Origin of the sequence: Paraburkholderia sp., from assembly GCF_028283785.1 — a bacterium.
GTDB lineage: Bacteria > Pseudomonadota > Gammaproteobacteria > Burkholderiales > Burkholderiaceae > Paraburkholderia.
In genome coordinates this window covers 283,951-303,776 of the sequence record NZ_JAPWKB010000002.1, presented here as the reverse complement: position 1 = coordinate 303,776, position 19,826 = coordinate 283,951, and the positions used below count along the sequence as shown (strand labels likewise).

The 19,826-nt window shown below is 62.3% G+C and carries 18 protein-coding genes; 10 read left to right on the top strand and 8 right to left on the bottom strand.

Going from position 1 to position 19,826, the window contains the following annotated elements; translation table 11 throughout:
* Window positions 1-28 precede the first annotated feature (28 nt).
* From PW947_RS01885 to PW947_RS01875, 3 genes are all read left to right on the top strand, one after another.
* A complete protein-coding gene (locus tag PW947_RS01885) occupies window positions 29-1,558 on the top strand; it encodes a DUF1996 domain-containing protein (protein ID WP_366146082.1) in 1,530 nt (509 codons plus the stop codon).
* 324 nt (window positions 1,559-1,882) lie between these two features.
* Complete coding sequence (locus tag PW947_RS01880; protein WP_299629151.1) at window positions 1,883-2,932, top strand: phytoene/squalene synthase family protein; 1,050 nt, start codon at window positions 1,883-1,885, stop codon at window positions 2,930-2,932.
* Window positions 2,933-3,135: 203 nt separating this feature from the next.
* Window positions 3,136-3,894 carry a hypothetical protein gene (locus tag PW947_RS01875; RefSeq protein WP_299629150.1) on the top strand — a complete coding sequence of 253 codons (759 nt, stop codon included), beginning with the start codon at window positions 3,136-3,138 and terminating at the stop codon, window positions 3,892-3,894.
* Window positions 3,895-4,050: 156 nt separating this feature from the next.
* Here the strand turns inward: PW947_RS01875 and PW947_RS01870 are convergent, their stop codons facing one another.
* Both PW947_RS01870 and PW947_RS01865 read right to left on the bottom strand, forming a co-directional pair.
* Window positions 4,051-4,446, bottom strand: coding sequence for a DUF3597 domain-containing protein (locus PW947_RS01870; RefSeq protein ID WP_299629148.1), 396 nt, complete (start codon window positions 4,444-4,446; stop codon window positions 4,051-4,053).
* A gap of 302 nt (window positions 4,447-4,748) precedes the next feature.
* Window positions 4,749-5,582 (bottom strand): amidohydrolase family protein, encoded by an 834-nt coding sequence (locus tag PW947_RS01865; protein WP_299629146.1) that lies wholly within the window; start codon window positions 5,580-5,582, stop codon window positions 4,749-4,751.
* Window positions 5,583-5,702: 120 nt separating this feature from the next.
* Between PW947_RS01865 and PW947_RS01860 the strand changes: the two genes are divergently transcribed.
* Entirely contained in the window at window positions 5,703-6,341 is a 639-nt protein-coding gene (locus PW947_RS01860) for an HAD-IA family hydrolase (RefSeq protein WP_299629144.1), read from the top strand.
* 19 nt (window positions 6,342-6,360) lie between these two features.
* Here the strand turns inward: PW947_RS01860 and PW947_RS01855 are convergent, their stop codons facing one another.
* The 3 genes from PW947_RS01855 to pip all read right to left on the bottom strand — a co-directional run bounded on the left by PW947_RS01855 (window position 6,361) and on the right by pip (window position 10,051).
* A complete protein-coding gene (locus PW947_RS01855) occupies window positions 6,361-7,191 on the bottom strand; it encodes an aldo/keto reductase (protein WP_299629142.1) in 831 nt (276 codons plus the stop codon).
* A 73-nt stretch (window positions 7,192-7,264) separates the two neighbouring features.
* Window positions 7,265-8,998 (bottom strand): FAD-dependent oxidoreductase, encoded by a 1,734-nt coding sequence (locus PW947_RS01850; RefSeq protein ID WP_299629140.1) that lies wholly within the window; start codon window positions 8,996-8,998, stop codon window positions 7,265-7,267.
* A 120-nt stretch (window positions 8,999-9,118) separates the two neighbouring features.
* Window positions 9,119-10,051: a prolyl aminopeptidase gene (pip, locus tag PW947_RS01845; protein ID WP_299629138.1), complete on the bottom strand. Its 933-nt coding sequence runs from the start codon at window positions 10,049-10,051 to the stop codon at window positions 9,119-9,121.
* Window positions 10,052-10,473: 422 nt separating this feature from the next.
* Between pip and PW947_RS01840 the strand changes: the two genes are divergently transcribed.
* Window positions 10,474-11,952, top strand: coding sequence for a GGDEF domain-containing protein (locus PW947_RS01840; protein WP_299629136.1), 1,479 nt, complete (start codon window positions 10,474-10,476; stop codon window positions 11,950-11,952).
* A gap of 14 nt (window positions 11,953-11,966) precedes the next feature.
* Here the strand turns inward: PW947_RS01840 and bfr are convergent, their stop codons facing one another.
* Window positions 11,967-12,443, bottom strand: coding sequence for a bacterioferritin (gene bfr, locus PW947_RS01835; RefSeq protein ID WP_299629134.1), 477 nt, complete (start codon window positions 12,441-12,443; stop codon window positions 11,967-11,969).
* Between the two features lie 175 nt (window positions 12,444-12,618).
* Here bfr and PW947_RS01830 point away from each other — a divergent pair, with 175 nt between their 5' ends.
* Entirely contained in the window at window positions 12,619-12,879 is a 261-nt protein-coding gene (locus PW947_RS01830) for a hypothetical protein (protein WP_299629132.1), read from the top strand.
* 39 nt (window positions 12,880-12,918) lie between these two features.
* Here PW947_RS01830 and PW947_RS01825 read toward each other — a convergent pair whose 3' ends face one another.
* Window positions 12,919-13,563 (bottom strand): DsbA family oxidoreductase, encoded by a 645-nt coding sequence (locus tag PW947_RS01825; RefSeq protein ID WP_299629130.1) that lies wholly within the window; start codon window positions 13,561-13,563, stop codon window positions 12,919-12,921.
* A gap of 292 nt (window positions 13,564-13,855) precedes the next feature.
* Here PW947_RS01825 and zwf point away from each other — a divergent pair, with 292 nt between their 5' ends.
* Window positions 13,856-15,319 carry a glucose-6-phosphate dehydrogenase gene (zwf, locus tag PW947_RS01820; protein ID WP_299629128.1) on the top strand — a complete coding sequence of 488 codons (1,464 nt, stop codon included), beginning with the start codon at window positions 13,856-13,858 and terminating at the stop codon, window positions 15,317-15,319.
* A gap of 360 nt (window positions 15,320-15,679) precedes the next feature.
* On the opposite strand, the gene PW947_RS01815 is transcribed toward zwf, so the two are convergent.
* A complete protein-coding gene (locus tag PW947_RS01815) occupies window positions 15,680-16,039 on the bottom strand; it encodes a cupin domain-containing protein (protein WP_299629126.1) in 360 nt (119 codons plus the stop codon).
* A gap of 589 nt (window positions 16,040-16,628) precedes the next feature.
* Here PW947_RS01815 and PW947_RS01810 point away from each other — a divergent pair.
* The 3 genes from PW947_RS01810 to PW947_RS01800 all read left to right on the top strand — a co-directional run bounded on the left by PW947_RS01810 (window position 16,629) and on the right by PW947_RS01800 (window position 19,756).
* Window positions 16,629-17,912 carry a glycine betaine/L-proline ABC transporter ATP-binding protein gene (locus PW947_RS01810; RefSeq protein ID WP_299629124.1) on the top strand — a complete coding sequence of 428 codons (1,284 nt, stop codon included), beginning with the start codon at window positions 16,629-16,631 and terminating at the stop codon, window positions 17,910-17,912.
* A complete protein-coding gene (locus PW947_RS01805; RefSeq protein WP_299629122.1) occupies window positions 17,909-18,793 on the top strand; it encodes a proline/glycine betaine ABC transporter permease in 885 nt (294 codons plus the stop codon). The genes PW947_RS01810 and PW947_RS01805 overlap by 4 nt, the downstream gene beginning before the upstream one ends.
* An 81-nt stretch (window positions 18,794-18,874) precedes the next feature.
* Window positions 18,875-19,756: a glycine betaine ABC transporter substrate-binding protein gene (locus tag PW947_RS01800; protein ID WP_299629120.1), complete on the top strand. Its 882-nt coding sequence runs from the start codon at window positions 18,875-18,877 to the stop codon at window positions 19,754-19,756.
* The last annotated feature ends 70 nt before the right edge of the window (window positions 19,757-19,826 follow it).

The following is a 19,826-nucleotide window of genomic DNA, read 5'->3' as shown; positions in this document are numbered from 1 at the left end:
GGTTGCGAATGCGGTCGGTTTATATAGGATGAAAATCCGGAGTCAGCGTCCGGCATTTTCCGCATTCCCAATCCTGCGAGCCGCCATGATGAATAAACTTCACGTTGCGTGTGGTGTTGCATTGATTTTATCCGGTAGTTCACCCGCGCATACCGAACCGATTCTCAAAGAGGGCAATGCGAACGTTATCTGCAATTATTCGCACACACTACCCGATGACCCGATTGTGTATCCAAATCGTGCGAACGTTGCGATGTCGCATGATTTTTTCGGAAACAGGAACGCGAATGCCAGTTCGACCGCTGCGACTCTGCTCGCGCAAGCCGATACGACCTGTCAGAATCCGGCGGACAGCACCGCATATTGGGCGCCGTCATTGCGTCTGAAAGACGGCACGATTATCCGGCCGGATTACCAGAAAACGTATTACACCAACGCCGCGCCGCCTTCGAACAATCGCTATCCGGTGATTGCCATTCCGCCCGGCATGAAGATGCTGGCGGGCAATCACGAGGGCAGCGCGCCGAACCCGAACGTGACGTTTCTGTGCACCGGCAGCCCGTCCGGCTACACCAATACGATTCCGACCGATTGCGTGCCCGATCCCGCCAGCGGGACGCAGTTCAATATCGGCATCAGTTACGCGACCTGCTGGGACGGCGTGAATCTCGCGCCGGTCATGGATACCAACATGATGCGCGGCAAAATCAGGAACAAACCGCTGAGCGCGATGATGAAGCACAACAACATCGCGTATGCGGACGCGTCCGGCCAGTGCCCGAGCGGTTATCCGAAGCGGATTCCGCATTTAAGCTATAACCTGGCGTATCAGATTGGTAACGTGACCGATCTCACCGGCGCGCAATTGTCGCTCGATCCGACGCTCGACGCGCAAGGGAATGTCGTTGCGCTGAACTGGGGATCGCTTTATACCGCGCATGGCGATTTCTTTTCCGGATGGCAGCCGCAGGCACTCGATTACATGGCGAATTATTGCCTGAATAAAGAGCGCGATTGCAGCACGGAAGTGGCTTATAGCTATGCCGAACCTTCCGCCGACAGTTACGTACGCGGCGGCAGCGATGCCGATAATAATTACGGCGCACGACCGACGCTGGCTATTTCCAGTAACGACGACGCGAATTATGCGGTATTGCGTTTCGCGATTCCAACGGGCGGCGACAGGATTCCCGCCAGTTACCGGCCGATCTATCAATTGATGATAGCGGGTGGAAACGTCACCAATACGTCCGCGAGTACGGTTTACGGCTATGTGATGGACAACGACTGGGATCAGAAAACCGTGACCGGCAAAAATGCGCCCGCGTGCGTCACCAGCGGCGATTATGTGGGCTGGTATCTGGACAATGCACGCAATTACCGTCCCGTCGATGTCTCGCGGATGGTGAACGCGGCGATTGCCAAAGGGCAGACGGAGATTTCGTTTTGCATCCAGGCGTGGCACACCACGCCGACGCTCGACTACACGTTCGATAGCGCCGAGGGCGCCAACCGGCCGGTGCTGTTCCTGTCAGGCTACGACGACCATCCGCACTGAGCCGCGGCGGCGCAACACGCGCGGAAACGACAGGCAAAAAAAAGCCCGCTCATGTGGCGGGCGTAATCCATATCAGTTGGAGACATGGAGGAGACAGGCCTAGTATAAACCCGAATGCAGTTCGTGCAACAATCTTTTTTGCGATACGTCGTGCACGTGCAACGAGTGCCAGATGGCGGGTTCGCGGGAAATCGGGATAACGCGGTGGCACTTTGCCGCCGCGCGAGGCCGCTGGATGAAGGCTGGCGGCGGGGCGGATACAATTCGGCTGCGCCAGCGCGTGCCCGTCCGGACGCGCTCGACCCATCCTCACCATTCTCATTCATGCGTAACTCTTCCCGCGCCTTCCTGCTTGGTCCGTTGTTGAAGGGCGTTTCCCGCTCGTTTTACCTCACGTTGCGCGTACTGCCCGCCGGCATGCGCGATCCCGTCGGGCTCGCGTATCTGCTGGCGCGCGCCGCCGATACGATCGCCGATACATCGCTGATTCCGCCCGCGCAGCGGCTCGCGTTGCTGCTGTCGCTGCGCGATCAGGTGAACGGCGCGGCGAACCCGCAGGCGCTCCGGCAGATTGCGCAGGAAGTGGCCGCGCAGCAGATGCAGTCGGATGAGAAGACGCTGCTCGAGTCGCTCGGACCCGCGCTCGCGGTGCTCGATCAACTGGACGCCGCCGACCGTGCGGCGGTCCGCGAGATCGTCACGACGCTGACCGCCGGCATGGAATTCGATCTGCGCACATTCCCGGACGAATCGTCCGGGCAGATCGTCGGCTTGCGCGAGTACGCCGAACTGGATCGCTACACGTATCTGGTGGCCGGATGCGTCGGTGAATTCTGGACGAAGATGACGCACGCGCATGCGCCGCGCGCGCTGATTCGCGATATGCCGACGATGCTCGATCGCGGCGTGCGTTTCGGCAAGGCCTTGCAGATGACCAACGTGTTGCGCGACTGCGGCAAGGACTTCCGGATCGGCCGCTGCTATCTGCCCGCCACGGCGCTCGAACGCGTCGGGCTGACGCCGCAGGACCTGCTGCAACCGGCCAATGCGTCGCGCGCGCAACCGATGCTGTTCGACCTCGTCAGCGTCAGCCTCGATCATTTCCGCGCGGCGCTCGACTACACACTCGGTATTTCGCGGTTTTCGATGCGGTTGCGGCTCGCGTGCGTCTGGCCGATCGTGATCGGGCTGGAAACGCTGTTGCTGCTGGTCGATAACGCCGACTGGCTCGACCCCGCGAAGGTGTCGAAAATCCAGCGCGGCAAAGTGTACGAAGTGATCGCGTATTCGTTGCCGGCGGTGTCGTCGAATACGCTGTTGCGCGGTTGGATCGAAGGGCTGATCGAACGGATCGAAGCGCGCATCGGACGCTGATTCGCGTTACCAGAGCTTCCGGAATGTTCCAGATTCAGCGAAATATGTTTCATCGGTAAGCGCTTCGCTTTCGTCCACTTACAGACCATCAACCAACAGATCGACGGACCCGATAACCGGTTCGTGAACGTTTGCCCGATTGAAGCGACGACCGGGATGATCGGCGTCGTACGGTGCATGGTGCTTTAAACAAGGAGAAAAGCATGTCGCGCGATTCGTTTGACCCGGCGATTGCCGCGGTTTCGGCGTCACCGCCGTCGCCGCCCGCGCCACCCGATGGCCCGCCGCCGCCCAAGCCGCGTATCAAGCCAGCCTCGTCGATCGACAGTAATTCGGATCCGCTGATGGCGGCGCTGCGTCAGACCTTGCATAACCTCGGAATCGACGCATCGACCGGCGTGGCCGATTCGACGTGGCCGGACGACGACTCGGACCCGATCGCGGCGTCGCGCAAGGTGTCGGCGTCGGGCGCGCAGTTGATCGCGGCGATGTATCAGGCGCTCGCGTTGCAACAGTCGATCGCGATTGCGAACGGCTTGCCCGCCGACGACGCGGAAACCTCGATCACGCCCGCCGGCGGCCCGCCGCCGCCCGCGCCGGTGTCGAGTCTGGGCGTCTATCAGGATCTCGGGTCGCGACTGTCGGCACTCGCGGAAAACGCACCCGACACGTCGGGATCGTCGGACGCGTCGTCGGTCGATAACTGGGATCTGGATTTCGGCGATCTCGTGATGCCGTCGAGCAGCGCGGACCTGTCCGCGTACACCACGACCAGCGATGACGACGACCCGATGGCTGCGGCGCTGTCGCGCGTGGACGATGCATTGCAGGCGCACGTCGCGGCGCTTCAGCAAAATCCGGATGCGCGCGCGTCGTTGAAGGCGGTGCTGGACGGCATGGCCGGAAATACGACCGGTGTGTACTGGCAACCGGTCGGCGTGCTGGTGGACGTGGAGATCTAGTTCGCCACGCGGGTTCTATCGTTGCAGCAGCAGAAACACTGATAAGAAACGCATCACAATCACACACGCGATCCATTGAAAACGGCCGTGTCTGTCATCCGGCAGACACGGCCGTTCCGTTTTGCGGCAGACGGTAGGTAGCGTAGCCGTGGACGATCAGCTTTTGAGGTCGTCCGGTACCTTGCCGCCGTTTTGCGCGAGCTTGTCCATCACGGCCTTGTGCAGCCAGATATTCATCGACGCGGAATCGTCGGTGTTGCCGGAGTAGTGCAATTCGCCGGCGAGTTCCTTGCGTGCGCTGAGGCTGCTGTCGATATCGAGCAGTTTCAGCAGATCGACAATCGACGTTCGCCAGTTCAGTTGCTGGCTGTTGCCTGCCTGCATTTGCGTCAACACCGCTTCGACATCCACCTCGGGCATCGGCGCGGCGGCCGGTGCGGACGCAGCCGGAGCAGCCGCGTCGGGCGCGGGTCCGGCAGCGTCGGGCGTGGCTGCGGCGGCCGGATGGTCATGCGGGAAAATCTTGTTCAGGATTGTCGAGAAAATACCCATCAGTTTCTCCTTTGCGGATCGCGTTGCAGCGTGACGGGTTGTCATCTGTCTGCGATCCCGGTGTCGCCGTGACGGCTCGTTTCGCGTGACGTGCACGCCGCGCGACGAGTCGTGCCGCGAACTTGCACTCTACACGCGCGGGTATGACGAATCGTGAAAGTTCGTTGAAGTTGTCCGACACCGGCGCGGCTTTGTCGTGGTGCTTTCGACGTGCCGGATGCGTCGTTGCGTAACGACCGCCGAGCGCCTATCGCAGCGGTGGCGCAGGCACGCGCTCATTCAGCGGAACGCTCGGTCAGGCTTCAGGCGGCACCAAAACCGAACAGCGTGCGCGGTGTTTCGTACAGCACCTGGTGGCGTTGCCCGGCATCCGGAATCTGACGTTCGACGAGTGTCAGCAGCGTGCCGTAATCGATGCGTTCGGGCGCGCGCAAGAACGGCCAGTCGGAACCCCACATGCAGCGCTCCGCGCCGAACGCGTCGAGCAGCGCGGCCAGATACGGTTGCGTGTCCGGATACGGATACGGCGTCTTCGCGAACTTCGAAAAACCCGACAGCTTGACCGTGGTGCGACCGGTTCCGGCGAGATCGAGCAACGCCTGAAACCCCGCCTGACCGATGCCTGCCGCAACGTCCGGCCGCCCGCAATGATCGACGATCAGTTGAACGCCGCTCGATTCGAGCACCGGCTTGAGCGGCGCGAGCTGATCCGCTTCGACCTGAATCTGGACGAACATGCCGAGCGCGTTCAGCTTGTCGTAGAACGGTTGCGCCGACAGCACGTAGTCGGCGCCGCACATCGGCACGTTCAGCGCCACGCCGACCACGCCTTGCGCCTTCAGATCGGCGAGCTGGTCGACGCTCGCGTCGGTCGGCATCATCGCGATGCCGCGAAAGCGGCCCTTGCCTTGCGCGAGTGCGTCGAGCAGGCACGCGTTGTCGTTGCCGTAGCCGGACACCGGTCCGACCAGCAGTGCATTCGTCACGCCGTACGCGTCCATCAGATGCTGAAACTGCGCAACGGTCGCGACTTCCTGACCGGACGGACGATAAACCGTGTCGGCCGCATACGGAAAACGCGCCGGGTCGAAGATATGCAGATGACAGTCGATCTTCGGTTCGTCGTAGCGGTTCATGGCGTTCCTTGTTGTTGGCGAGGCAGGTGACGACGCGATGCGCCGGTCGGGCTCGGGCGGGTCTTTTTTATCACAGGCGGTATGATGCGCGGAGCCTGTTTTTCAACTGCGAGGAGCGTTTTGGATATCGATGCAGTGATCTTTGACTCCGACGGCACACTCGTCGACAGCGAGACTTTGTCGGCGGCGGTGATTGTCGATATGTTCGCGGAAGCCGGTATCGACACGACGCCGGCCGAAGTGCTGAACCAGTATCGCGGACGCCAGTTCGCGGCTTACGTCGCCGAGATTTGCGCAACGCACGCGTGTCTCGACGCCGACCGTTTCACCGCTTCGTTTCGCGAGCGCAGTGAGTTGCGCTATCGCGAATCGCTGCAGCCGATGCCAGGCGCATTCGACTTCGTCAGCCGCCTGCCGCTCGAAAAATGCGTGGCGTCGAACGGGCCGCGCGCGAAAATCGAAGCCTGTCTCGCAGCGACCGGTTTGCTGCCGTACTTCGAAAACCGCATTGCCAGCGCGTACGAAGTGGGCGCCTGGAAACCCGATCCGCGCCTGATTCTCGAAGCGGTGCGCATGACGAACGTCGCGCCATCTCGTTGCGTGCTGATCGAAGACAGCGCGCCAGGCGTCGAAGCGGGTCTGGCGGCCGGCGTGCACGTGATCGGCTATGCGCTCGAACCGGATGTGCAACAGCGGTTTCGCGGCCGTATCCTGATGGCCCGCGACTACGCCGAAGTCGCCGCGCTGATCCAGCACTGATTCAACGCCGCCGCACCGCTTATTCCGCCGCGTCCCATTGCGGCGCGAACTCGGGGCTGACCATCCGCTGATTCTTCGGCAGCGCGGCGATCGTCGCGCGATCGTCGTCGTCGAGATTCACGTCGAGCGACGCGAGGTTGGCCAACTGGTTGGTCTTGCTGCTCGCTTTCGGAATCGCGGCGACATTCGGTTGATCGAGCAACCACTTCAGCGCCACCTGGGTCGGCAGCACGCCGTGCTTTTCAGCGATCCGTTTGATCTCGGGAATCTCCGACACCTTGTTGCGCGCGAGCGGGCTGTACGCCGTCAACGCCATGTCGTGTTCGCGCGCGAACGCCAGCAGATCGCGCTGACCGAGCGTCACGTGATATTCGACCTGAATCGCGGACAACGGCGCGCCCATCGTTTCGACCACTTCGCGCAGCAACGGCAACGGAAAGTTGGCGACGCCGATGTTGCGCGCGCGTCCGCTTTCCTTCAACGACACCAGCGTGTCGATCGTGCGCGCGAGGTCCCAGTCTTTGGTCGGCCAGTGAATCATGAACAGGTCGATGTAGTCGCTTTGCAGCGCCTTCAGCGTGTTGTCGAACGACGCGCGCATGTCCTGCGGGCTCAGCTTGTCCCACCAGACTTTGCTCGTCACGTGAATCTGTTCGCGCGGCACGTTCGTCGCCGCCAGCGCGTCGCCGACGGCCGCTTCGTTGTTGTAGGCCGCAGCGGTGTCGATATGGCGATAGCCGACGTCGAGCGCCTGAAGCACCGCGCGTGTGCACTCGTCACCGAGCATCGGCCATGTGCCGAGGCCGAGCTTCGGCATGTTCAGGTTGTGACGATTCACGATGGTCTGCATGGTCGTTGTTCCGTGATTGAGTGGATGGGAATGCGGCGCGAACGCGAGCGCGCTCGCGATGTCATGCGCGATCTTATTCGTATTCGGTGACGCCTGCCATGTGACGCGCAGCGATGTATCCGAAGGTCGTCGCCGGTCCGAGATTGATGCCGCCGGCCGGATAGTAGCCGCCCATCATGCTCGCCATATCGGTGCCTGCCGCGTACAGTCCGCCGATCGGCGCGCCGCCCGCATCGAGCACCTGTGCATGCGCGTTGGTCTTCAGACCGGCGAACGTGCCGAAGCTGCCGGGCTGCACCTTGACCGCGTAGAACGGCGCGCGTTCGATCGGCGCGACGCATGGGTTGGGCCGATGCAGCGCGTCGCCCTGCTTGCGGTTATAGGGCGTCGAGCCGCGTCCGAATTGCGGGTCTTCGCCATTGCGTGCATGCCGGTTGAAGTCGTCGACGGTCTTGCACAATGCGTCGTGGTCGATCCCGCACGCGCGCGCGAGCGCGTCGATGGTATCGCCGGTTTTCAGATAGCCGGAGCGCACGAACGGCCCGACCGGCAACGGAAACGGTCGCGAGATGCCGAGGCCGTAACGGCGCTGAAACGTGTGGTCGCAGATCAGCCACGATGCGACGTCGTCGCCGGGCGCGGCATCGAGCATCGCTTTCGCGTAGTCGTAGTAGCCGTTCGCTTCGTTGACGAAGCGGCGACCATCGGCCAGCACACCGATGATGCCGGGCTTGCCGCGTTCAATGATGTGCGGGAAGTGACCGGCGGTGCCGTCCTTGTAGGGCACTGTCGACACCGGGCACCACGCGGCGGGCGTGACGAGATCGTCCGCCACCTTGCCGCCGACACTTTCGCCGAGCCGCAAGCCGTCGCCGCTTGCGCCCAGCGGCGGCAGCGCCAGATGCTCGTGGCCGGTCGGCGTGCGCGGGAACATCGCCTTGCGTCGCGCGATGTCGTTCGGAAAACCGCCTGCCGCGAGCACGACGCCCTTCGTTGCGTGAATCGTCACGGGTCCGTTCGGCGTGTCCACCACGGCGCCCGTGACACGTGCGGTATCGCCGGGTGTGTCATCGTGAATCAGGCTGCGGGCCGGCGACGATTCCCACAACTGCACGCCCAGATCGTCCGCCGATTTCGCGAGTCGCGCGATCAGCGCGACGCCGTTGACGAGATGCATCGCGCGGCCATGCAAGGCCAGATCGAGCAGATGTTTGCCGACGCGCCGCGTGACGTGCCACAGCGACCGCCACGAACGGGTCATCGTGAGGAAGGCGCTCAGGTCGGCGCCGGCCATGATCGGCATGCCGATGAACGAGGTTTCGCGCATGGTCTTGCGCAGCCGGCCGAGCAGCGCGCCGAGCTTGCGCGCGTCGTAGGGCGCGGCGATCACCGAGCGGCCGCCGGTGCCCGCGCCGGGCGTGTCGCCGTGAATGTCGGCGATGGCGTTGCCGTCGGAGAATTGCAGCGACGTGTGCGTGTCGAAGAAGGCGACCATGTTCGGCGCGGCGTCGAGAAACGCATCGACGATGGCGGCATCGAAGCGGTCGCCCAGTTCGTGTTCGAGATACGTGCGCGGCAGCGCGCGGTCTTCGACGATTCCCGCACGCCGCGCGAGCGGGTTGCACGGCACCCACATCCAGCCGCCCGACCACGCGGTGGCGCCGCCGAACACCGCGTCTTTCTCGACCACGATCACCTTCAGCCCGTGCCACGCGGCCGTCACCGCCGCGGATAAACCCGCCGCGCCCGAACCGATCACCAGTACGTCGCAGTCTGCGGTGGAAGTAGGCGCGGGGTTGGCGGGCATCGAACGGATTTCCTGGTGGCAAGGCTGAAGAATGAGTGTGGCGAATCTCCGGAGAATGATATTTGAAATTTGAACAGAATTCCACTTTTGAAATTCTGTCCGGTTCCGACGATGAGCCGGCTAGTCTGCGAAGCGGTCCGTTGCAGCGATCAGCGCCTTCAGGATGCCGGGCTCGTTGAACGCGTGACCCGCATCCGCGACGATCTCGAACGACGCGCGCGGCCACGCTTTCGACAGTTCCCACGCCGTGCGCGCGGGCGTCGCGACGTCGTAGCGCCCTTGCACGATCACGCCCGGAATGTCCGCCAGCCGATGCGCGTCGCGCAGCAACTGTCCTTCGTCGAAAAAGCCCTGATGCACGAAATAGTGGTTTTCGATTCGCGCAAACGCGAGCGCGTAATCGTCTTCGCCGAAGCGTGCTTCGAGATGCGGGTCAGGCAACAGCGTGATCGTGCGGCCTTCCCACAAACTCCACGCGCGCGCTGCCTGACGCTTCGCGGCTTCGTCGTCGCCGGTCAGACGGCGGCGGTAGGCGGCCATCAGATCGCCTTGCTCGGCCACGGGAATCGGCGCGAGGTATTGTTCCCACAGATCCGGAAATAACCACGAGGCGCCTTCCTGGTAGTACCACAGCAATTCGGCGCGCCGCACCGTGAAGATGCCGCGCACGATCAATGCGCTGACGCGTTGCGGGTGCGCTTGCGCATATGCGAGCGCGAGCGTGCTGCCCCACGAGCCGCCGAACACCAGCCACTGTTCGGCACCGATGTGCTCGCGCAGCCGCTCGATATCGGCGACCAGATGCCAGGTCGTGTTGTTGTCGAGACTGGCGTTCGGTGTCGAGCGGCCGCAGCCGCGCTGATCGAACAGCACGATCTTGTAGCGGGCCGGATCGAACAGCCGCCGATGCTCGGGACTGCATCCGCCGCCGGGGCCGCCGTGCAGAAACACAGCCGGTTTGCCGTCGGGATTGCCGCACACTTCCCAATAGACCTGATGACCGTCGCCGGTGTCGAGAAAACCGCTGTCGTACGGTTCGATGGATGGATACATGGACTTGTCCCTGGCGATAAGTGTCGAAAGATGACCACGCTGAAAACAACGCTGCGGCGAGCATAACCCAGCCGGTTACGGCCTGTGTTTCTTCCCCATCGTTGCAAGCTGGAGTGCTGGCCGGGAATGTGGGTAGGTTCGTGCTGTGCATTTTTGCGCCGACGTTGCACGAAAAATGCGGGTCACGATTTTGCGATCTTTGAAGGGTCGCGCCGGTTTGTGTCAAACTTTTCGACATTCGGCTATCAGTCGGTTTCGCCGGTGATTCGCGCAACGCGGATTTCCCGGGCCCGGTTCGCTGTCGCGACGTGGCCCGTGACCACCTGGACAGACACGGGAGCGCCATGCAACGAGTTGGAAAAACGTCAGGAAAGCCGTTTGGGACGGCGTTTGCGGATAAGTCCGGTCATGACGATGCGGGAGTGGCGCTGTCGGCCGCGTTCGACGGCGGCGCGCTGCTGGTCGCCATCTACGGCCCCGACGACACCTTGCGTTACGCGAGCGCGCGTTTCAAGGCGCTGTTCAGGCTCGACGACGTCGACGGAACGATGACGTTCGCGGACCTGATCGAGCGCGGCGCGTTGCACGGCTGCGGCCCGCGTATCGACAGCGCGGATGTCGCGACGTTTATCGAGCAGACGCAAAGTCGTCGCCGACGCGCGCCCGGACAGCGTTACTTCGCGTCCGACATGCTCGACGGCAGCTGGTACTGGATGACGGAAACGCTGCTGGAAAACGGCTGGATCGTGCTCGTCGGCGCGGAGATTTCTCCGCTCAAGCAACTCGAACTCGAACTGACGCAGGCGCACGACCGCGCGATGCAGGAAGCGAAAACCGATTTTCTGACCGGTCTGCCGAATCGCCGCAACGTGCTGTCTTATCTCGACGTCGCCATTTCGACGTTGCGCGGTCCGCAGACGCCGCTGTGCATTGCGCTGATCGATCTCGACCGCTTCAAGGCCATCAACGACGAATTCGGCCACCTAGCCGGGGACGAAGTCCTGCGCGATTTCGCGCAACGCATTCGCGCGACGACGCGCCGGTCGGACGTGCTGGGACGTATCGGCGGTGAAGAATTTGTCGTCGTGATGCCGGGCACGACGTCGGACGAAGCGGTGATGGTGATCGAACGCGTCAGGCAAACCGTCGCGACGACGCCCGTGCGTGTCACCGGTGGCCGCGAGATCCGCTACTCGCTGTCCGCGGGCATTGCGCTGGTCTCGCCGGTCGATACGGTCGAGCGCGTATTTGCTCGCGCCGACGCCGCGCTCTATCAGTCGAAACGCCTCGGACGGAATCGCGTATCGACGGATGCGCTGACGGAAGCGTCGCCGGTCGTGACGGTGGAGGGGCCGTTATCGGGCACGCAATCGCTCGACGTCGGCACGGTCGCCACGTCGGGGCCCGGCATCAGTTTCAGCTTGAGACGAAAGCTGTTTGAGGACGATTCGTCCGACACGTCGATGGTCATGCCGGACGCGAGCACGAGCGAGCGTTCCGTCGAGCCGGACCACACGCGCACGGGCCTGACGATCCGTGTCGCGGAAGATCGCGCGTCGCTGATCGTGGAACCCGCGCAGACGCCGGACGGGGCGAATCCGGTCGCGCTGGCGGGCGCTGCGGTCGATGCGCTGATGCGTGAGCTCGCGGAATCGCGCGCGCTATTGTCCGATCCGGTTCCACCGGAGCCCGAAGGCACCGGCGATTTTTTCGGCCAGATCGATCCCGCATGGCGGATCCATCCGGTGACGCAGGGCGATGCGCACGGCTTCGCGCTGTTCCTGCGCCACGTCGGCTACGGCTGGCAAAGCTTCCTGCTGCCGCAGAACGAAGCCGGGACGATGGCGGACTACATCGCCGCAAGCCTGAGCGGTCCGTCACGGCAGGAAGGCTCAAGCTAGCGCGTAACAGCGCGTCAGCCGGGCGATTCCATGCCGGATTGCTGGTAGTTCTGGATCCCGACCTTGTCGATCAGATCGAGGTTGGTTTCGAGCCAGTCGATGTGGTCTTCGGTTTCGTCGAGAATATGAGTCAGAATCTCGCGCGAAATAAAATCGCGGACGGTCTCGCAATACGCGATTCCTTCCTTGCAGGTTGCTTGCGATATCAGTTCGAGCTTCAGATCGCATTCGAGAATTTCCTTTGTTTCCTCGCCGATCAGCAACTTGTGTAGATCCTGCAGATTCGGCAGTCCGTCGAGCATGAAAATCCGTTCGATCAGAAGATCCGCATGCTTCATCTCGCCGATCGATTCATCGTATTCATGCTTGCCGAGTTTCTCCAAACCCCAATGCCGATACATTCGCGCGTGCAAAAAATACTGGTTGATCGCGCTCAGTTCGTTCTTCAATTGCGCATTCAGATATTCAAGGACTTTCTTGTCTGATTGCATGGTGCCCCCTTCGATAGAGTCCAACGACTGTCAGTCTGTCCAGCATAGAGCATGGTTTGAAGGACATATCGAATGAGACTTGCACTCGTTACCGATCGCGTTAGCACTGAAATACATCGGCGCGGACCGTTTTTTGCTCACATCAAAGCCACTCCTCAGAAATGAAGGTGCGACGATGGAAAACAGGTTCGACATAACCGACCCGCGCGACGATCCGCGCGGGGGCTATCTGAGCTTCACGATTCTGGATGGTGCAACGGAGATTCCGGGCCGGATCTCGACACCGGCCATGCGGATTCTGGCCGACGATTCCAATAATTCACCCACTGGCGTGTTCGCCGCCAACAAAGCGAAGATTCGCGCGGCGGCTTACAAATTCCGCCGCTTCAATCCTGGCTTGCCGATGATCGTGCTCGGCGCGCGCGACTTCAGCTGAGCGTGCCGCCGCTCGCCAACGCCGCCCATCCCACCCACACTAGGCGGCTTCGGCGAGAACCTGCTCGATGATCCGTTCGAACGCTTCGACCGGCTGGCCGCCCGTGACCAGGTAACGTCCGTTGAAAATGATCGACGGCACGGACTGAATGCCCATTGCCTGATATTCCCGTTCCTCCGCGCGTACATCGTCGGCATATGCGTCGCTTTGAAGGACATCGCGCGCCTGTGCCGCGTCGAGTCCGACCGATTGCGCCGCTTCGATCAGGACGTCGCGATTGCTGGGGTCTTTGCCATCCGAATGATAGGCACGCAGCAGCGCCATTTTGAGGGCAAGCTGCTTGCCTTCGATTGCGGCCCAATGCATCAGACGATGCGCATCGAAAGTATTGAAGACCCGCGTGCGCGGACCGAAGTTGAAGCCGACGTCTGCGCCGCGCTCGCGGATCATTGCCTGTGTTTCTTCGATCTGCGCCGGTGTGCGCCCATATTTTTTGCCGAGATACGCGACGATCGATTCGCCGTTCGGGCCCATCTCGGGATTCAGTTCGTACGGGTGCATGACGATCTGCGCGTCGACCGTATCGCCGAGTTTCGATAGCGCGAGCTGGAGCGAGGATAAACCGATTGCACACCACGGGCAGGCAATATCGGAGACGAAATCGATGCTGAGTGCTTGAGTCATTGCAGTCCTGGCGGATGAAGTCTGTCGTGCGCCGGAAGCGTGGGTTGCCGGTCGGCGCAAAACCCGATTGTGGCGCAATCCATCAAACCGTGTGATCGTGACCGCTTCCCGGCGACGCGCGGCACGGCCTGCACGCGCCGCCCGTGATACTGTCGCGAAGCGCTATCCGGCAGCCATCGCGTGGTCCCGAACGGACCCGGCGCGCGATGTCGCGCGAATCGGGTTTGCCCGCCGGATAGCCTTTCTCGCGTCCTTTTCGTCAGGTATCGACAACCCAGAAAGGAATTGCACGATGGCCAAGATCTCTCCAGGTGTGGGTCCGCGGTTTCCGCAAGTCGTCGTTCTGTTTGGCGCCACGGGCGATCTCGCAAGGCGCAAGCTGTTACCCGGCTTGTTCCATCTGTCGAGCGCGGGGTTCATTCCAGGTTGCAGGATCATCGCCGTCGCACTCGACGACATTTCGCTCGACGACTTTCGCCGCACCGCGCGCGAAGCGCTCGACGAGTTCGCGATGCGCAAGGTCGCGCAGCCGGAATGGGAGACGTTCGCCGCGAATCTCGACTATCTGCCGCTGACGGCCGGTGCCGAAGCGCTGAAGCTCGCGGTGCAACGCGCCGAAGAGGGCTTCGAGGGCGAGTGCCGGCGGCTGCATTACCTGAGCGTGCCGCCCAACGCGGCGTTGTCGGCGGTTGGGCTGTTGAAGGAAGCGGGACTCGTCGAGCGTTCGCGGATCATCATGGAAAAGCCGTTCGGCACCAACCTGGCGAGTTCGGTGTCGCTGAATGCGCGTCTGCACGAGGTGTTCGAGGAAGAGCAGATATTCCGGATCGATCACTTTCTCGGCAAGGAGCCTGCGCAGAACATTCTCGCTTTCCGTTTTGCGAACGGCCTGTTCGAGCCGATCTGGAATCGCAACTTTATCGACCACGTTCAGATCGACGTGCCCGAAACCCTGGGCCTCGGCAAGCGGGCCGGTTTCTACGAGCAGACCGGAGCGTTCCGCGACATGGTCGTCACGCATCTGTTCCAGATTCTCGCGTTCATGGCGATGGAACCGCCGACGTCGCTGGAACCGTCACCGATCAGCGAAGAGAAGAACAAGGTGTTTCGCAGCATGTTGCCGATCCAGCCGTCCGACGTCGTGCGCGGCCAGTACACCGGTTATCGCGGCGAGGAAGGCGTGGGTCCGGAATCGGAAACGGAGACGTTCATCGCGCTGAAGTGCTCGATCGACAACTGGCGCTGGGCCGGCGTGCCGTTTTATCTGCGCACCGGCAAGCGGCTGGCCGAAGGGCAGCGGATCATCTCCATCGCGTTCCGTGAACCGCCGAAGAGCATGTTTCCGGCCGGGTCGGGCGTCGGCTCGCAAGGCCCGGATCACCTGACCTTCGACCTCGCGGATGCGTCGAAGATGTCGCTGTCGTTTTACGGCAAGCGGCCAGGTCCTGGGATGCGCCTCGACAAGCTGAGCCTGCAATTCGCGATGCGCGATACCGGGCTGATCGGCGATGTGCTCGAAGCGTACGAGCGCCTGATTCTCGACGCGATGCGCGGCGATCGTACGCTGTTCACGACGGCCGAAGGGATCGAGCGCTTGTGGGAAGTGTCGTCGGCATTGCTGGAATCGCCGCCGCCGGTTCGCTTTTACGCGCCGGGTTCGTGGGGGCCGAATGCGATTCATCAACTGGTCGCGCCGCGTGCGTGGCGGCTACCGTTCGAGCGCGCGTGGCGCGACCCGAACACGCTCGGCAGTTGATGTGAGTTGCGTGTCGTGCGTCGATCCGGCGCAGAAAAAAGGCTGCCTGCCGCGGGGGAAGCGGCAGGCGACAAATCCGGGAGACTGTCTGAGAGTGGCATTCCCCCGGAGGACCAGGCCAGAGGATAGTCCGGGGATTGCGCTTGCGGACGCGTCCGTCCGATTGAGCCACGATTTTGACGGCCGCCGCTAGTCTCGCACCGCGTTTTCCACCTGTTCAGGCTGTGGCGAACCCGGCAACGCTCGACGTGTGGGCGCTTACGCTCGACGCAGAACCGGCGTGGTCGGTGCTGGCCGAAGTGCCGCCCGGACATATGACGATGGTGTTTCTGCCTTCGCGCGTCCGTCGCCGTTGCCGCCTCAATCGATCCGCTGCGAACCGGTCCGCGCAACGACCAGCACCACGCATCCTTCCGCCGACCTGCTCGCGTGGCTGGACCCGGCCGCGTAAGTGAGCACGTCGCCGGTCCGGAAGTGCGCGCCGTCGCTGTCGGTGAAGACGCCTTGCGCGACGACGATCAGCTCGGTCGTGTCGTGCCGATGCATCGGCCCCTGCGCGCCGGCGTCGATCTTCATCCAGTAACTGGACCAGCCACCGCCTTCGTCGTCCGACAACGGAATCCACGCGTAACCGGTCATCTCCGTTTCGCCCAGGCGCAGCGGCCGCCAGTCTTCGTCACGGATCGTGTAACTGCGTCGGGCGGTGTCGGTGAAAATCATTGGGCTCCTCTCTGATGCCCGCCAGGGGCATTCGCGATGTCGTGCGCACGCGTGTCGCTGATAGAGCGGCCTGCGCTGTGAGCCGATCATATTCGAAAAGATTTCGCTCGCAAGCGCCTCCACCGACTCCCGCTCGGGAGTTTCCCCAATGCGCAACGGGCGGCCGATCCGCGCGCAATCTCGCGCCACGCGACTCGACGCCATGCCTGGCGAGGCTTTGCGGCAGGTTCGCGCGTACCGCCGCAAACGCCGCTGAGACGACCCATTACCAAAAGTAGGGGAAAGGGCGCAGAAAATGTAGCTGGTTCGTTCTATTTGGCGGGGTACGCTGTCATCACCGCAACAAACATTGCATATACGCAATTAATCGGCGAGATATTTTAATGTTGTTGAGAAAAGTCGATGTTTGTTCGATAGAACGAGCTTGACTGTCTCTGCTTGCGAAACTGGCTCTCGGCGCCTGTGCGTTCGACAGCCGCAATGCTCATCCCTGACCCGCGACGACGATGCGACTGTGCGTGCCTGCTGCGCATGTCCTGTGTCGCCCGTCGGACGCCAGGTTTTTGAACTTGCCAGCCGGAACGACAGAATGTCCTCACATCTCACCTTCGCATCGGAACAGGCGGTCTATCCGGGCGTAGCCAGCGCCGCGCCGTCGATCGCCACGTCCACGTCGGCGGCCGCGAATGAAATCCTGACGGTCCAGCATCTGTCGAAGATCTTCGGACCGAAACCGGAGCGCGCCGCCGAGCTGCTTCGCCAGGGTCTCGGCCGCAACGAAATCTTCCAGAAAACCGGCAACATGGTGGCGGTCGACGACGTCAGTCTGGGCGTTCGGGCCGGTGAGATCTTCGTGATCATGGGACTGTCCGGCTCGGGCAAATCCACGCTGGTTCGACTGTTGAATCGCCTGATCGAGCCGACTTCCGGCAAGGTCGTGCTCGAAGGTCACGACATCGCGCCGATGTCCACGCCGGCGCTGCGCGACGTGCGCCGCAAGAAAATGGCGATGGTCTTTCAATCGTTCGCGCTGCTGCCGAATCGCACCGTGATCGATAACGTCGCTTACGGCCTCGAAGTGGCCGGGCACAAGAAAGCCGAGCGTTACGCGCTTGCCCGCAAATCGCTGGTTCGCGTCGGTCTCGGTTCGTACGAAAAACTCTATCCCGGCGAATTGTCCGGCGGCATGCAGCAGCGGGTCGGTCTCGCACGCGCACTGGCCGTGAATCCGTCGGTCCTGCTGATGGACGAAGCGTTCTCCGCGCTCGACCCGCTGATCCGCTTCGAAATGCAAAACGAACTGTTGCGTCTTCAGAAGGAAGAGCAGCGCACGGTTGTCTTTATTTCGCACGACATCGAAGAGGCGATCAAGATCGGCGGCCGTGTGGGCGTGATGAAGGATGGCCGGCTGGTCCAGGTCGGCACGCCGGCCGAACTGATTCAGTCGCCCGCCGACGACTACGTGCGCGACTTCTTCCGCAACGTCGATATTTCTCGCTTCCAGAAAGCGTCGAGTCTGCTTTCGAAGGTCGAGCGCGGCGTGATCCGGTGCGACGCGAGCGCGCCGGCGGATCGCTACATGAATGCGCTGATCGACGCGGGCGTCGAGTCCGGCTACGTCTGCGACGAAGCCGGCCGCTATCAGGGCTGCGTTACGTCGGCGTCGTTGCGCAAGTGCGGCAACGCGCCGATTCGCGACGCACTGCTTCGCGACATCGCCGCCGTTCCGATCGACACCGATCTGCACGAACTCTCGACCATCGCGCTCGGACAGGAACACGACGTGCCCGTCGTCGATGGTGCGGGGATGCTGGCCGGCGTGGTGTCGTGCCGCACGATTCTGAAACAGGTGATGCAACGGAGGGCGGCATGAACTCGTCATTTATCGGGCTGGCGGCGGAGCACGCGGTCAACTTTCTTTTCCTGCATTTTCGCGGCGGATTCGACGCTTTTTCGGCGGCGCTGGATGCGGTGGTCAAGCTGCTTCAGGACGGCCTCGCCGCGGTGCCGTTCGTCGTGATGCTGGTGGGCTTTATGGCCATCGCGTTGTGGCGCAAGGGCGTCGTGTTCGCCGCCTTCGTCGGCATCGCGATCATGACGATTCACTACATGGGACTGTGGGCGCAAACCGTATCGACGCTGGCGCTCGTGATCGCCGCGACGTTCTTCAGTTTGCTGGTCGGTATTCCGCTCGGCATCTGGGGCGCCCGCAACGGTCGCGCCGAAGTCGTGCTCCGTTCGCTGCTCGATTTCATGCAGACGATGCCCGCGTTCGTGTACCTGATTCCGGCCGTCATCCTGTTTGGACTTGGACGCGTGCCCGCCGTCCTCGCAACCATCGTCTTCGCGATGCCGCCGGTGGTTCGGCTGACCACGCTCGGTATCAGGCAGGTCCGCGAAGAACTGATGGAAGCGGGGCGCTCGTTCGGCAGCACCGACGCGCAACTGCTGTGGAAGATCCAGCTTCCCAACGCGCTGCCGTCGATCATGGCGGGCGTCAACCAGACCATCATGATGGCGCTATCGATGGTCGTGGTCGCCTCGATGATCGGCGCGGGCGGGCTGGGCGAATACGTGCTGAGCGGGATTCAACGGCTCGATATCGGAATCGGATTCGAGGGCGGTCTCGGCGTCGTTCTGCTGGCGATCATCCTCGATCGTCTGACCGAGAGCTTCGGCGTCAAGTCCAGAAAAAAGAGCAAGGCGCGGCTACCGAAGCGCGCCGCTCGCGAAACGGCAGCCGCGCAGCCCTAGCGCATTGCTCGATCCATCCAGCCGCAAAACCCGCAGCTACGGCAGAAAAACAAGTCACTTTCGATAATCAAGGAGCACTAGATGAACACCGGCATGCTCAAGTCCTATGTTGTGAAAATTGCCGCCTCGGCCTTCTGTGCAGTCGGCCTTTACGGCGGCGGCGCGGTCGCGGCGGAACCGCTGAAGATCACCATCACGAACTGGGCCGATGTGCTGGCGGTGGCCAATGTGGCGAAGTACGTGATGGAGACGAAACTGCAGCAGCCCGTCAAGTTCGTGCAGGCGGATATCGGTATTCAGTATCAGGGTGTCGCGCGTGGCGATGTCGATCTGATGGTGGGCGGCTGGCTGCCGGTGACGCACGCCACCTATTACGCGCGCTACAAGAACGATATGGATGACGTCGGCATCATCTATACGGGCGGCAAAAATGGCTGGGCGGTTCCCGCGTATGTGCCCGAGTCGGAACTGTCGTCGATTGCCGATCTGAACAAGCCCGATGTCAAAAGCAAGCTGAACGGCACGATTCAGGGCATCGAGCCGGGCGGCGGACTGATGCAGGCATCCGAAAAAACCGTCAAGGACTATGGCCTTGCGGGCTACAACCTGCAGTCGTCGAGCGAGGCGGGCATGCTGGCTTCGGTGCAGCGCGCGTACCAGTCCAAACAGTGGATCGTCGCGACGGTCTGGAGCCCTCACTGGCTGTTCCAGAAGTGGCCGATGCGTTATCTGAAAGACCCGAAAGGCACGCTCGGCGGCGAGGAGCAGATTCACGCATTCGGCTCGAAGCAGTTTGCCGGAAAGTTCCCGCGCGCCGATGTGTTCATGCAGCATTTCAAGCTGACGCTCGCCGATGTGGAAGCGATCGAATTCGCGGGCAACAGCACGAACGATTACGCCACGGCGGCGAAGAAGTTCGTCGATTCGCATCCGGAAAAGTTACAGGCCTGGCTCGCGCAGTAATGCGCATCACGGACGCGACGGGAGCGGCTCCCGTCGCGTTGGATTCGACGGCCGCGCGCGAGCGGACCTG

What these genes read in the sequence shown, in the direction of transcription:
- PW947_RS01865 (WP_299629146.1), bottom strand. Translation starts at nt 5,582, where the DNA reads ATGAACCGCTACGACGAACCGAAGATCGACTGTCATCTGCATATCTTC.
- PW947_RS01850 (WP_299629140.1), bottom strand. Translation starts at nt 8,998, where the DNA reads ATGCCCGCCAACCCCGCGCCTACTTCCACCGCAGACTGCGACGTACTG.
- bfr (WP_299629134.1), bottom strand. Translation starts at nt 12,443, where the DNA reads ATGCAATCAGACAAGAAAGTCCTTGAATATCTGAATGCGCAATTGAAG.
- PW947_RS01870 (WP_299629148.1), bottom strand. Translation starts at nt 4,446, where the DNA reads ATGGGTATTTTCTCGACAATCCTGAACAAGATTTTCCCGCATGACCAT.
- zwf (WP_299629128.1), top strand. Translation starts at nt 13,856, where the DNA reads ATGGCCAAGATCTCTCCAGGTGTGGGTCCGCGGTTTCCGCAAGTCGTC.
- PW947_RS01805 (WP_299629122.1), top strand. Translation starts at nt 17,909, where the DNA reads ATGAACTCGTCATTTATCGGGCTGGCGGCGGAGCACGCGGTCAACTTT.
- PW947_RS01830 (WP_299629132.1), top strand. Translation starts at nt 12,619, where the DNA reads ATGGAAAACAGGTTCGACATAACCGACCCGCGCGACGATCCGCGCGGG.
- PW947_RS01810 (WP_299629124.1), top strand. Translation starts at nt 16,629, where the DNA reads ATGTCCTCACATCTCACCTTCGCATCGGAACAGGCGGTCTATCCGGGC.
- PW947_RS01815 (WP_299629126.1), bottom strand. Translation starts at nt 16,039, where the DNA reads ATGATTTTCACCGACACCGCCCGACGCAGTTACACGATCCGTGACGAA.
- PW947_RS01875 (WP_299629150.1), top strand. Translation starts at nt 3,136, where the DNA reads ATGTCGCGCGATTCGTTTGACCCGGCGATTGCCGCGGTTTCGGCGTCA.
- PW947_RS01885 (WP_366146082.1), top strand. Translation starts at nt 29, where the DNA reads ATGAAAATCCGGAGTCAGCGTCCGGCATTTTCCGCATTCCCAATCCTG.
- pip (WP_299629138.1), bottom strand. Translation starts at nt 10,051, where the DNA reads ATGTATCCATCCATCGAACCGTACGACAGCGGTTTTCTCGACACCGGC.
- PW947_RS01880 (WP_299629151.1), top strand. Translation starts at nt 1,883, where the DNA reads ATGCGTAACTCTTCCCGCGCCTTCCTGCTTGGTCCGTTGTTGAAGGGC.
- PW947_RS01800 (WP_299629120.1), top strand. Translation starts at nt 18,875, where the DNA reads ATGAACACCGGCATGCTCAAGTCCTATGTTGTGAAAATTGCCGCCTCG.
- PW947_RS01825 (WP_299629130.1), bottom strand. Translation starts at nt 13,563, where the DNA reads ATGACTCAAGCACTCAGCATCGATTTCGTCTCCGATATTGCCTGCCCG.
- PW947_RS01855 (WP_299629142.1), bottom strand. Translation starts at nt 7,191, where the DNA reads ATGCAGACCATCGTGAATCGTCACAACCTGAACATGCCGAAGCTCGGC.